The following is a 12,739-nucleotide window of genomic DNA, read 5'->3' as shown; positions in this document are numbered from 1 at the left end:
CAAATAAAGTCGAAATAGTTTGCTGTTTCGCCGTGCTTCTTTCGCTCTGATTTACATCGCTGGCAATGCCTTTAATTCTGTATCTTTAGGCTGCTTGAGGATATTCATAAATTAGCGCCGATTTACTCTGGTTTTGTCGTGTTTTTTTGGGTAGTCTGAATTCACGAAGAATTGTTTAGCCCTCATAAAAAATCGTATGTTGAGGGCACAAAGGATTATCAACTTTTAATGGAAAGCCTAACGTTACAACCTATCAATAAAATTCAAGGGGAAGTGAACCTTCCTGGCTCTAAAAGCGTTTCTAATCGAGCTCTTTTACTTGCTGCTCTTGCTAAAGGCAGAACTCGCCTTACTAATCTCCTCGACAGTGATGATATTCGTCATATGCTGAATGCGCTGACTAAACTAGGCGTTCAATACCAACTTTCCGAAGATAAAACAGAATGTCTCGTTGACGGCCTTGGGCGTCCGTTTTCTGTCTCAGAGCCGGTAGAGTTATTTCTCGGCAATGCTGGCACTGCGATGCGACCATTAGCTGCGGCTCTTTGTCTTGGAGAAGGGGAGTATGTACTGACGGGCGAACCTCGTATGAAAGAGCGTCCAATTGGTCACCTTGTCACGGCACTGAAAGATGCTGGTGCGAACGTTGAGTACATGGAAAACGAGAACTTTCCGCCTCTCAAAATAATTGGTACTGGCCTAAAAGCAGGTACAGTTTCTATCGATGGGTCCATTTCAAGTCAGTTCTTGACCGCTTTCTTAATGTCTGCGCCATTGGCTGAAGGTGAAATTCGCATCAACATTGAAGGCGATTTGGTTTCTAAGCCTTATATCGATATCACCCTGCATATCATGAAGCAGTTTGGAGTCGATGTGATCAACAACGACTATCAAGAGTTTGTGATCCCAGCCGGTCAGCAATACATCGCTCCAGGTGATTTCTTGGTTGAAGGTGACGCGTCTTCTGCTTCTTACTTCTTGGCGGCGGCAGCCATCAAAGGCGGAGAAGTTAAAGTCACGGGTATCGGTAAAAACAGCATTCAAGGTGATATTCAATTTGCTGATGCGCTTGAAAAAATGGGTGCAGAAATTGAATGGGGTGATGACTACGTAATTTCACGTGTTGGTCAATTAAAAGGCATTGATATGGATTACAACCATATCCCTGATGCTGCAATGACCATCGCGACAACAGCGTTATTTGCCGAAGGCACTACCGCTATTCGTAACGTTTATAACTGGCGTGTAAAAGAAACAGACCGTTTGTCAGCTATGGCGACTGAGTTACGTAAAGTTGGTGCGGAAGTGGAAGAAGGGGAAGACTACATCATCGTCAAACCTGTTTCTCAGTTAAAGCATGCAGCGATTGATACTTACGATGATCATCGTATGGCGATGTGTTTTTCGCTGGTGGCACTTAGTGATACGCCTGTGACGATTAACGATCCAAAGTGTACGTCGAAAACGTTCCCTGACTACTTCGACAAACTTAAGGCTTTAAGTTGCTAAATATTCTGACCTAAAACAGGAAAGCCAGAGTGAATAACACTCTGGCTTTTTTGTTTCCCAATACTATTTAACCAGCGTAAATTCCTTAGAAAGGTGATGCGCTAAGTATTTGAACATATTGAATACTGCAGTCGTATTTGAAGTTGGTAAACCTTTGTCATCAAGGAAGTATTCACCTTTAAAAACTAAAACACCTTCTTTTTCTTCTACGCTTGTTGCTCGCATTCCCTCGATGTAATCATCGTGCTCTTGGATGATTTGGTTAGCGATCAAAAGAAGGTCGAACTCTTCGATAAACGTTCTATCAGACATATTCTTTCTACCATTCTATTCAGTTAAGAACGCTGAGTATACCTACAACTAAAATGGGTTTGCATGATTAATTCAGTCAATCGTTCAGTAAGACTAAACAGATCAATTTTTAGAGTGTAAATATGATGCGGAGGAAGATGGCAGAGTATTGAACGAAACTATTTTGTGATGGGTAACAAAATTTATTGCATTGGATTAGCGGATGCTAAGTTTGCCTGTTTAGATATGCCGCTCAATACCTTTCAGAACCCTGTCTCTTTGAAGTATAAAGACGATGAATTGTCAACCAATCGGATCTGAATTTCAAAAAAGCAGTTGATCTTCTTTTCATCTCGCACAATAGTAAAAAAAGAAGCAATGAAATAGAACATTATGCGGGTGGCCTTTAAACAAGGTTTCTACCCGCATTATTATGAAGGACGTTAGAGTCAGTTATGGGTAAATCACTCGTTATAGTGGAGTCACCAGCCAAGGCAAAGACGATAAATAAGTACCTTGGTAAAGACTTTATTGTTAAGTCTAGTGTTGGTCATGTGCGTGATCTGCCTACGGCCGGTCAAAGCACTGGTGAGAAAAAAGCCGCAGCCATCTCAACTAAAGGGATGAGTCCGGAAGAGAAAGCGCGCGTTAAAAAAGAGAAAGACCGCAAAGCGTTGATCAAAAAAATGGGGATTAACCCATATCATGACTGGGAAGCGAATTACCAAATCCTTCCAGGCAAAGAAAAAGTTGTCAACGAACTACAAAAACTCGCCAAAGACGCAGATTGCGTTTATCTCGCAACCGATTTGGACCGCGAAGGGGAAGCAATCGCATGGCACCTTCGTGAGATCATCGGTGGCGATGAAGAGCGATACAAACGTGTAGTTTTTAACGAAATTACGAAAAACGCGATCCAACAAGCTTTCCAGACACCTGGCGAGCTGAACATGGATGGTGTAAATGCCCAACAAGCACGTCGCTTCATGGACCGTGTCGTTGGTTTTATGGTTTCACCTTTACTTTGGAAAAAAGTGGCTCGTGGCTTATCTGCTGGTCGAGTGCAGTCTGTTGCGGTGAAATTGTTAGTTGAGCGTGAGCGTGAGATTAACGCGTTTGTACCAGAAGAATTCTGGGACATTCATGCGAATACGAAAACGAAAGACAAAGCGGACTTTAAACTGCTTGTTGCGCAGAAAGACGGTTCTGCGTTTAAGCCAGTTAATGAGGCAGAAACCAAAGCAGCGATGTCTGTACTTGAGAATGCAAGTTACGAAGTATGTAAGCGTGAAGACCGTCCTACAAAGAGCAAGCCTTCAGCACCTTACATCACCTCTACGCTTCAACAGGCAGCGAGTACACGTCTGGGCTACGGCGTGAAAAAGACCATGATGCTAGCTCAGCGCCTCTATGAGGCCGGTTACATCACTTACATGCGTACTGACTCGACTAACCTAAGTGCCGAGGCTGTGGACGCTGTACGTGACTTTATTGGTTCTGAGTTTGGTGATAAGTACCTGCCAGCGAAACCATTGACGTACGGTAGCAAAGAAGGGGCACAGGAAGCGCACGAAGCGATCCGTCCTTCAAATGTGGGTGTTAAGGCGGAAGACCTGCAAGGTGTCGATGCTGATGCGCACAAACTTTATGCTTTGATTTGGAATCAGTTTGTAGCGTGTCAAATGACGCCAGCAGAATACGATTCAACAACCATCAGCGTAAAAGCGGCAGAATACACGCTTAAAGCGAAAGGTCGTATCCTTAAATTTGACGGCTGGACTCGTGTACAGCGTCCAATGGGCAAAAACGAGGATACAATCCTTCCAGCGGTACAACTTGGCGATAAGCTAAGCTTAGAGTCACTTGACCCTAAACAGCACTTTACAAAGCCACCTGCGCGCTACACTGAAGCAGCACTGGTTAAAGAGCTGGAGAAACGAGGCATTGGTCGTCCGTCGACTTACGCATCGATCATTTCTACGATTCAAGATCGTGGCTATGTGAAAGTTGATCAGCGCCGTTTCTACGCTGAAAAAATGGGTGAAATTGTTACTGACCGCCTTGATGACAGCTTTAACGATTTGATGAACTACGACTTTACTGCGCGTATGGAACAGAAATTGGACCAAATCGCTGAAGGTGAAGTGAACTGGAAAGCTGTGTTAGACAACTTCTTTGCTGATTTTACTGGCGATCTTGAAAAAGCGGAGCTGGATGAGTCAGAAGGCGGTATGAAGTTAAACCACATCGTCATGACGGATATCGAGTGTCCGACGTGTAGCCGTCCAATGGGCATCCGTACTGCTTCGACAGGTGTGTTCTTAGGCTGTTCAGGTTACGCGTTACCACCAAAAGAGCGTTGTAAGACAACCATCAACTTGGGTGACGAAGAAGGTATTATTAACGTTCTAGAAGAAGACGTTGAAACCGCAGCTCTTCGTGCTAAAAAGCGTTGTCCGATCTGTGAAACAGCGATGGACGCATACCTGATTGATGACAAGCGTAAGATGCATGTTTGTGGTAATAACCCGAATTGTGAAGGCTACCTTGTTGAATACGGCGAGTTCAAAGTAAAAGGCTACGATGGTCCAGTTGTTGAGTGTGACAAATGTGGCTCTGATATGGTGCTTAAGAACGGTCGCTTTGGTAAATACATGGATTGTACGAGCGAAACGTGTAAGAACACTCGTAAGATTCTTAAGAATGGCGAAGTCGCGCCACCGAAAGAAGATCCTGTTCATTTCCCCGAGTTGCCATGTGAAAACTCAGATGCGTATTTCGTACTTCGTGATGGTGCTTCAGGTCTATTTATGGCGGCAAGCAACTTCCCGAAATCGCGCGAGACACGTGCTCCTTTGGTTGCTGAACTGGCACGTTTTGAAGAGCGTTTACCTGAGAAGTTCAAATACCTAGCGACCGCACCGCAAGAAGATCCTGATGGTCGTCCTGCAGTCGTACGCTTTAGTCGCAAAACAAAAGAGAACTACGTTCGTTCGGAAGAGAATGGCAAACCATCTGGTTGGACAGCGCTCTTTGTTGACGGTAAGTGGGAAGTCACTGATAAGCGTAAAAAAGCGAAAGCATAATAACGTACGATCTAAGTAATGTAAAAAGGCAGCGATATCGCTGCCTTTTTTGCGTTTTGTTTTTGCGTAAAGGCCACTGTGTTGTTCGTATAGATCTTTGCTGCTTTGACTGAGTTTTGCTGACGCGAGAAGATCCCAGTATCAATATTTCATAGTCGCTGATGTATTTTTTATGTAAAAAATATTCGTTGTAACTTTCATTTTGCATTCACATATTTGTTATACATTGGGCTAAAAAATCGGCGGTGTAGTGAATCCGTTCGTAAATTGTTTTCACAATGTAATCGTTTGCTTTTCCATGTGTGATCTAGATATCGTCTTGAGTACGCAAGAGCTGTATGGTACACAGAATGGCGTATTAAAAATTGTAATTTAGAACCCGCTTAGATAATTTATTACAAAAATTAGTGCAACTGTGTGCATTGTTTGCGTCAAAAAATAAGGAAAGAGTGGACGTTGCATACTGGAAGTGCCGTAGCTTTTTTATCCGTGTTGTAAGAGTTCACAGAAACTCAGAGACGGTTGCTAAATGTATTCGCTTGACTCCCCGAGTATGACTCATTCAAGCGAGTACCAAATCCAAGCTATAACGATATGGAGAACAACAAATGGCTGGTGTTTTGGGAATGATTCTTGCTGGCGGTGAAGGCTCTCGTTTGAGACCTTTAACGGAATCTCGCAGTAAACCTTCGGTACCGTTTGGTGGTAGTTATCGATTGATCGATTTTGCTCTAAACAATTTTGTTAATGCGGATCTGATGCGCATTTACGTCCTAACCCAATTTAAATCTCAATCTTTATTCCATCACTTAAAAAAGGGGTGGAACATCAACGGCATTACAGACCGCTTTATCGATCCTATTCCCGCTCAAATGCGTACTGGTAAACGTTGGTACGAAGGGACGGCGGACGCGATCTATCAAAACCTGCGTTTTATGGAGTTAGAGGAACCAGAGCAAGTTTGTATTTTTGGCTCTGACCATATCTATAAGATGGATATCAAACAAATGCTGAACTTCCACTCAGAAAAGCAGGCTTCTCTGACGGTATCTGCATTGCGCATGCCACTAAAAGAGGCGTCGCAATTTGGGGTTATCGAAGTGGATAGCGAAGGCCGTATGATTGGCTTTGAAGAAAAACCAGCAAATCCGAAGTCGATTCCTGGTGACCCTGATTACGCTTTAGTTTCAATGGGTAACTATGTTTTTGAAGCTCAGGTACTGTTCTCAGAGTTGGTCGAAGATGCGGATAATGAAGCTTCATCACATGATTTTGGAAAGGACATCATTCCAAAGATGTTCCCTAGAGGTGATGTGTTCGTGTATGACTTCAGTACCAACAAAATCAGTGGCGAAAAAGAAGAGGTGTACTGGCGTGATGTCGGAACTATTGATGCGTACTGGCAAGCGCATATGGATCTGCTAGAAAAAGATGCACCATTTTCGCTGTACAACCGTAAATGGCCATTGCATACCTACTACCCACCATTGCCACCTGCGACATTTACCGACTCTGATAATGGTCGTGTGCAGATAATCGATAGTTTAGTGTGTAATGGCAGCTATGTTAGAGGCTCAAGAATCGAAAAGTCGGTGCTTGGTTTTCGCAGTAATATTGCTTCTGCTTGCGATATCAGCGAATGTATACTTCTTGGTGACGTAAAAATTGGCGAAGGATGTGTTTTACGTCGTGTGATTGTCGACAAGGATGCCGATATTGCTCCTGGTACTCAGATTGGTGTGAATCTTCAAGAAGATAAAAAACACTTCCACGTGTCTGAGGAGGGCATTGTTGTTATTCCGAAAGGAGCTCGAGTTGGCTACTAACAACTTATCTATTCTGTTTGTAGCTTCTGAGGTTGAAGGCCTCATTAAAAGTGGTGGCTTGGCAGATGTTGCCAAGGCACTACCGGAAGCCCTTCAAAACCTACAGCAAGACGTAAGAATTACCATCCCTGCGTACAGCAGTATTGATAAACTCGCAGACGCAGAAGTTGTATTAGAAACAGAATTAACATCATGGCCGCATACGGAGTATCGAGTTTTGCGGCTCATGTTAGGTCAAAATCCTGTTTACCTGATTGATTGTCCGCCGTATTTCAATCGACCATCAATGTATGCGGAGAACAACCAAGCGTATACTGATAACGGCGAGCGCTTTGCGTTTTTTAGTGCAGCATGTCTCGATATGTTACCCAAGCTCGCCTTTCAACCTAATATCATACACGCGAACGATTGGCACACAGGTCTTGTTCCATTTTTGCTCAAGCACAGGTATGGCAATGATCCGTTTTTTGCTCATACTAAAAGCGTCATTTCAATTCACAATGCGGTCTTTAAAGGCGTATTTAGTTATGAAGATGTGCAGTGTTTGCCAGAGTTTCATTGTAGAAACGTTCCCGATGCTGCGGTGAGTGCAACGCATATTACGATGCTTAAAGCTGGTGTAATGAATGCAGATAAGATAAACGCGGTTAGCCCTACGTACGCAGAGGAACTAAAAACAGAGCTTGGCAGTCACGGCATGGCTTGGGAGTTTCAGCAACGTGCGCAGGACTTAGTCGGCATCTTGAATGGTTGTGATTACAGCGCTTGGAATCCGGAAACTGATACCTACTTGCCGGTTAATTACTGCGCCGACCAGCAAAGTATGTCGCAAGGGAAGAAAGCTTGTAAAAAAGCATTACAACAACGACTAAATTTGCCCGAAAAAAATGTAGCTATGTTCGGTATGGTTTGTCGGTTGACCCAGCAGAAAGGCGTTCATTACTTGTTGCCTGCTTTGGCCGACTTTTTGAAGCACGATGTTCAGCTAGTTGTCGTTGGGACCGGAGACCCTGTTCTTGCCGCTCAGTTACGAGAGGTTGCCGCGCAGTTTTCTAGCAAATTTGCCTTTGTAGAAGCGTATGACAATGAACTTGCGCATATCGTTGAAGCTGGTTCTGATTTCTTCTTGATGCCTTCTGAGTTTGAACCATGTGGCTTAAACCAAATCTATAGTATGGCTTATGGGACATTACCGATAGTACGCGGTGTTGGTGGCTTAAAGGACAGCGTTAGCGATTATGATGTAAACCCATCTGAAGCAACGGGGTTTGTTTTTTTCGAACCGACACCGCAGGCATTGTTGTTAACGATGCTAAGGGCACTGTTGCTCTACGCTCAAAACGAGCCTGAAGTGAATAAAGTACAGTTGCACGCGATGCAACAAGACTTTTGTTGGCAAAAGGCCGCAGAATCTTATTTGCAGCTTTACCACTCAGCGTTAGTTTGACTTAAAATTGTAACGAAAGGCACCGAATGAGGTGCCTTTATTATCTTGAGTAAGGGGAGTGTGGTAGGATGGCTTTTTACTCAATAGCACGATCTTTTTGATACTCAATATGACCCAGCCGCTACTTTTTCATAAAACCTATTTGCACCCTACTAGTAATGAGTGGGTTGTATTTGTGCACGGTGCTGGTGGTAGCTCTTCTATCTGGTTCAAGCAAATTAAAGCTTACAAGCAACACTTTAACTTATTGCTGATCGATTTAAGAGGTCATGGAAAGTCAAATCAGTTACTTAAAGAGCTCATTGCTAGCCGTTATACCTTTACGGAAGTTACCCAAGATATTTTGAAAGTATTGGACCATTTAAAGATCCAATCCGCTCATTTTGTCGGTATGTCGCTTGGTACTATTATTGTTCGAAACCTTGCTGAATTGTCATCAGAGCGCGTACGTTCGATGGTGCTCGGCGGTGCTGTCACAAGGCTTAACACTCGTTCTCAGATATTGGTGAAATTAGGTAATTTTTGTAAGCATATCCTACCGTACATGTGGCTCTACAAACTGTTCGCTTATATTGTTATGCCTCAAAGAAGCCAACGAGAATCTCGCCACCTTTTTATTCGCGAAGCCAAGAAGCTTTGCCAAAAAGAATTTAAACGTTGGTTTATTCTTGCCGCTGATGTAAATCCGTTAATGAAATATTTTAAAGATCGAGAGTTACCCATTCCGACTCTTTACTTAATGGGCGACAGGGATTACATGTTTATTAAACCTGTCAAAGAAATGGTTGCAGCACATAAGCTCAGCATTCTACGAGAAATCCCGAATTGTGGTCATGTATGCAATGTAGAGCGTCCAGAAGACTTCAATCAACACTCCATCGAGTTTATTAAACAGCAAGCTGTATGTGCTTAAAACTGAGTGCATCCACTGAATAGGAGAGCCGCTATAGCTCTCCTAGTTGATATCCACATTGCCAACATGCACCAAATTGCCCTTCGTTTATTTCATGACATTTTGGGCATTGCCAATCTTGATACTCATGCCTATCGGATTGTTTTCGATATGCTTTTACTATTTCTTCAGCTTTCATCTTTTGTGCAGTGTCAAAAAGCCACACATAAGGATCGGTATCATCACCAAACGGCAGTTCTCCTTTTAAGCCGAAAATACCTTCTCCACGAACTTCACAGTAAATTTGTTCCACTTTAAGCAGCTCACATACAATGTGTGCTTCTGCTGGGTTTTTAGCGATAAATATTTTCATCAAAATACCCACTTCACCAATTACGAGTTTTGCTGACTTGGTGTCGGCCTTACTTTATTCATAACCCATTTAGTGATGATTGGAAATAGTCCCAATAGCGCAAAAGACGCTAATACTGCGGTTGAAACAATGCCCGATAGGCTTTCAATTGTTGCTAATTGAGTACCTGCATTCAGATATACGGCTGTGCCTGGCAGCATACCTATTTGGCTAGTGAGATAAAATCTACCTACAGACATCGGCGTTAAGCCCATCAGTAAGTTGATTAGAAAGAAAGGGAATACAGGGATTAGACGCAAGGAAAATAGATAAAAAGCTCCGTCTTTTTCGACACCTTGATTAATTGCGTTGAGTTTATTTCCGAATTTGTTTTGTACCCAGTCACGCAATAAGTATCGGCTGCTCAAGAAGGCCAGTGTTGCCCCCATAGTGCTAGCGAAAGAAACCAGTAGCAAGCTTGTCCAAAAACCAAATAAGGCTGCACCAAGTAAGGTGACTACTGCCGCTCCTGGGATAGAAAAAGCGGCAATTGCAATGTAGGTAAAAAAGTAAATCGCAGCCGAGAATACAAAATTCTGATCGATGTATGTAGTTAGTGCTTCTTGTTGGGCTTTTGCATTCTCTAAGGTTAAATACTGGCCAAAGTTAATACCTAAAAAGACAATAGCCGCTAGTAGGATGAGACCTAAAATCAGTTTCTTATTCATAATTTTGATTCCAATTTGGGATATATGTAATAAGACAGTAGGAAAACCGAAAAAATTTCACAAAAAAACCGCAGATTAGACTGCGGTTTTACAAGATAGTTTTTAGGCCGACTTTTATTGGAGGCCGTTCATCAACTCATCTCGGCGAGCTTGAGGTACCACACTCCAATGAGTGCCGTTGATAGCCCCTTCTAGTGCCCATAGCAACTCAATGTTGACGGTTGCAGAGTGCGTATCTCTTATCGCTTTATAGGCGTTAAGCGCACCTTCCTCTTCAAGCTTCTCTACGGATTCGATGCCGGCTTTTTTTAGCATGCGCTCGGTAGCCAGTCGTAAGTTAGGCAAATCTTTCAAACGGTTAGGCTTTGTACTTGCTTGTTGTTCTTTCTCAAGCTTTGCCTTTTTCAATGATTGATTCGCTACTTCGATTAAGCGTTCGCTTGATTCCCATAAATCGCTGGAAATAGCGTAGTACTTTGTAACGACTGGAAAGCCACGTTTTTTATAAACGTAAGGCTTTAGCCCTTGTTTCTCGAAGTCAGATGAAGTTTTTTGGTCTGCTCTGATATGAAGCTGATTGTTTACCACTAGTGCAAACATTGTTTCATCAGCGAATAGTCCGAAGCCACCAAACATTGAGCGCGACTTGATATTACCAAGTGCCTCAAATAGCTTCATAGAGTCTTTGAGTATCGGTTTATCCATGTTTTGTTATCTCGGTGTAATTAATATTACGCCACCAAAAGTCAGGTCCGAGAGAGTAGCAAACATGCGTAAAAACAATGTCATTACAGAGTAAAGTCATTGCTTACACACTTGCCATCGGTAACCCCGCTACCTTCCATATCGTAATATGGTTCAGGCCGGAGGCTTTGCGTCCCACTCTTTCGAATGGTTTGCCCTGTGCGTGACACAATGAGCATACTTCTTATATTGAATTAACATCACGGTTTAGCGTTAAAAGTGTGATTTCGGTTCAATAAAAATGATAGATTGAATGCTCTATTTTGCATATGGAAAGGTGCAAATTGGCCTTTGAAAAGGAGTTCTTAATATATATTACATTTATATAAAACAGGGAGTTAACGTTAGTCAATTGTTATTAGAGTGGTGTGAAGTATTAGAGAATGCTTAATTTTTCCAAAAAAATAAGCGCCCCTGTAGAGCGCTTATTTAACACGGTTAAATACAGTGAAATTTAGTTCATTTTTTTCACAGTATTTCGAATTACAAGCTCAGGTTGCATCTCGAAAATTCGTTTTTCGTGTTCTTTATCTTTGATACGCTCAAGTAGAATTTCGAATGCATTTTTACCAACACGACGTTTAGGTTGGTGGATAGTCGTTAGCGGTGGAGAGAAGTATTCTGCAAGCTCGATGTTGTCGTAGCCGATCACTGAAATATCTTCAGGAATTTTGATCCCGTTTTGTTGCAAGCGGCTCATTAGGCCTAGAGCCATTGTGTCGTTAAAACAGAATACCGCCGTCGGGCGCTTGTCCATTGCGGTAATTTTATCTGCAACTAATACGGCCGTATCACATTCAAAGTTACCTTCAAGGATCCAGTCTTCATTTACAGCTAGGTTCGCTTCGCTCATTGCGCGACGGAAACCTGCAATGCGCTCTTGGCAAGCAAGCTTTTCAAAATGACCGCTTAGACAAGCGATATCCGTATGACCATTGTCAATCAGATGTTTGGTTGCAATGTAGCCACCTTCTTCTGAGTTATCCATGATCTTGTCTGCTTGTGAGCTCTCTGGGCCCCAATCCATGACCACTTTAGGAATGTCTGCATGACGGTCAAGCATCTCTTTTAGTTCTTCGGTTAAGTCAGAACACATCACTAGGATGCCATCAACGCGCTTTTCAGCCAGCATACGAATGTAATCGCGTTGTTTTTCGTAAATCCCGCCTGTGTTACATAAAATCAGAGTATAGCCTTGGCGGTAACAGTAGCTCTCAACGCCATCAATCACTTCTGAGAAAAATAGGTTAGTTGATTGAGTTACTAACATGCCAATCGTACGAGTTGAGTTGCATTTTAGGCTGCGTGCAACGGCACTTGGCGCGTAATTCAGCTCGTCGACGGCTTTCATTACTTTTTCTTGCGTTGCTTCTGCAACGAAACGCGTTTTATTGATAACGTGCGAAACTGTCGTAGTGGAAACGCCGGCTAAGCGAGCAACGTCTTTTATCGTGGCCATAAATGGTGTCCTGTATCGAGCTACTGAAATATGTCGTATTGGATGTACCTGATGCTCTAATGGTTTCACACCTAGCAATATAAAATTGGCGCTAAGTGTCTCGGCAGCGGTTGATCCAAGTGCGACAAAAGGGTGCGTAGCAGCATCGGTCGATGAATTTTATCTTTTTTCTATCTGATGAGAAATTGCCATCAACCTGTTAAGAAAACACAAAAACCGCTATATTTCAGCGGTTTACATATAAATCATATTTAATCGTTTGCGCTCACATTTTAGCCCTATGTGGACTGACTAGCAATGTTTTCAGCACGAGATTTGTGTATTTGAAGTCACATTTTGACTGCTAAATAACCAAGCGTCTTTGCGCTAAGTTAAGGCAAACGAATATTATACCCAAGTTACTTA

The 12,739-nt window shown here is 42.8% G+C and carries 10 protein-coding genes and 1 riboswitch; of the genes, 5 read left to right on the top strand and 5 right to left on the bottom strand.

Translation table 11 applies throughout. The features are described 5' to 3' along the window. Nucleotides 1–228 precede the first annotated feature (228 nt). A complete protein-coding gene (gene aroA, locus UQW94_RS17485) occupies nt 229–1,509 on the top strand; it encodes a 3-phosphoshikimate 1-carboxyvinyltransferase (RefSeq protein ID WP_017634728.1) in 1,281 nt (426 codons plus the stop codon). Between the two features lie 63 nt (nt 1,510–1,572). Here aroA and UQW94_RS17480 read toward each other — a convergent pair whose 3' ends face one another. Continuing rightward, entirely contained in the window at nt 1,573–1,821 is a 249-nt protein-coding gene (locus tag UQW94_RS17480) for a YciN family protein (RefSeq protein ID WP_005387884.1), read from the bottom strand. A 434-nt stretch (nt 1,822–2,255) separates the two neighbouring features. Between UQW94_RS17480 and topA the strand changes: the two genes are divergently transcribed. The 4 genes from topA to UQW94_RS17460 all read left to right on the top strand — a co-directional run bounded on the left by topA (nt 2,256) and on the right by UQW94_RS17460 (nt 9,072). Further along, nucleotides 2,256–4,886 carry a type I DNA topoisomerase gene (gene topA, locus UQW94_RS17475; protein ID WP_005378351.1) on the top strand — a complete coding sequence of 877 codons (2,631 nt, stop codon included), beginning with the start codon at nt 2,256–2,258 and terminating at the stop codon, nt 4,884–4,886. Nucleotides 4,887–5,494: 608 nt separating this feature from the next. Further along, the gene (gene glgC, locus UQW94_RS17470) at nt 5,495–6,712 is read left to right on the top strand and encodes a glucose-1-phosphate adenylyltransferase (protein ID WP_017634726.1); all 1,218 of its coding nucleotides are present in this window, start codon (nt 5,495–5,497) and stop codon (nt 6,710–6,712) included. Further along, nucleotides 6,702–8,159 carry a glycogen synthase GlgA gene (gene glgA / locus UQW94_RS17465; protein ID WP_017820031.1) on the top strand — a complete coding sequence of 486 codons (1,458 nt, stop codon included), beginning with the start codon at nt 6,702–6,704 and terminating at the stop codon, nt 8,157–8,159. Before glgC ends, glgA begins: the two co-directional genes overlap by 11 nt. Before the next feature lie 109 nt (nt 8,160–8,268). Further along, entirely contained in the window at nt 8,269–9,072 is an 804-nt protein-coding gene (locus tag UQW94_RS17460) for an alpha/beta fold hydrolase (RefSeq protein ID WP_017820032.1), read from the top strand. A 31-nt stretch (nt 9,073–9,103) separates the two neighbouring features. Here the strand turns inward: UQW94_RS17460 and UQW94_RS17455 are convergent, their stop codons facing one another. The 4 genes from UQW94_RS17455 to purR form a co-directional block, all read right to left on the bottom strand. After that, the gene (locus UQW94_RS17455) at nt 9,104–9,424 is read right to left on the bottom strand and encodes a DUF2007 domain-containing protein (protein WP_017820033.1); all 321 of its coding nucleotides are present in this window, start codon (nt 9,422–9,424) and stop codon (nt 9,104–9,106) included. Between the two features lie 20 nt (nt 9,425–9,444). After that, entirely contained in the window at nt 9,445–10,131 is a 687-nt protein-coding gene (locus tag UQW94_RS17450; RefSeq protein WP_322142442.1) for a TVP38/TMEM64 family protein, read from the bottom strand. 114 nt (nt 10,132–10,245) lie between these two features. Next, nucleotides 10,246–10,836: a TfoX/Sxy family DNA transformation protein gene (locus UQW94_RS17445; protein WP_005378367.1), complete on the bottom strand. Its 591-nt coding sequence runs from the start codon at nt 10,834–10,836 to the stop codon at nt 10,246–10,248. Between the two features lie 116 nt (nt 10,837–10,952). Next, a riboswitch (cyclic di-GMP riboswitch) is annotated at nt 10,953–11,042 on the bottom strand. Between the two features lie 287 nt (nt 11,043–11,329). After that, complete coding sequence (gene purR / locus UQW94_RS17440) at nt 11,330–12,334, bottom strand: HTH-type transcriptional repressor PurR (RefSeq protein ID WP_005378368.1); 1,005 nt, start codon at nt 12,332–12,334, stop codon at nt 11,330–11,332. Nucleotides 12,335–12,739: the final 405 nt, after the last annotated feature.

It is taken from the genome of Vibrio sp. PBL-C16 (assembly GCF_034321865.1).
GTDB lineage: Bacteria > Pseudomonadota > Gammaproteobacteria > Enterobacterales > Vibrionaceae > Vibrio > Vibrio alginolyticus.
This window is presented reverse-complemented; position numbering and strand designations above follow the sequence as displayed.

Bases quoted from the DNA above. Each gene is read 5' to 3' on its own strand.
- aroA (WP_017634728.1), top strand. From the start codon at position 229: ATGGAAAGCCTAACGTTACAACCTATCAATAAAATTCAAGGGGAAGTG.
- UQW94_RS17480 (WP_005387884.1), bottom strand. From the start codon at position 1,821: ATGTCTGATAGAACGTTTATCGAAGAGTTCGACCTTCTTTTGATCGCT.
- topA (WP_005378351.1), top strand. From the start codon at position 2,256: ATGGGTAAATCACTCGTTATAGTGGAGTCACCAGCCAAGGCAAAGACG.
- glgC (WP_017634726.1), top strand. From the start codon at position 5,495: ATGGCTGGTGTTTTGGGAATGATTCTTGCTGGCGGTGAAGGCTCTCGT.
- UQW94_RS17460 (WP_017820032.1), top strand. From the start codon at position 8,269: ATGACCCAGCCGCTACTTTTTCATAAAACCTATTTGCACCCTACTAGT.
- UQW94_RS17455 (WP_017820033.1), bottom strand. From the start codon at position 9,424: ATGAAAATATTTATCGCTAAAAACCCAGCAGAAGCACACATTGTATGT.
- UQW94_RS17450 (WP_322142442.1), bottom strand. From the start codon at position 10,131: ATGAATAAGAAACTGATTTTAGGTCTCATCCTACTAGCGGCTATTGTC.
- UQW94_RS17445 (WP_005378367.1), bottom strand. From the start codon at position 10,836: ATGGATAAACCGATACTCAAAGACTCTATGAAGCTATTTGAGGCACTT.
- purR (WP_005378368.1), bottom strand. From the start codon at position 12,334: ATGGCCACGATAAAAGACGTTGCTCGCTTAGCCGGCGTTTCCACTACG.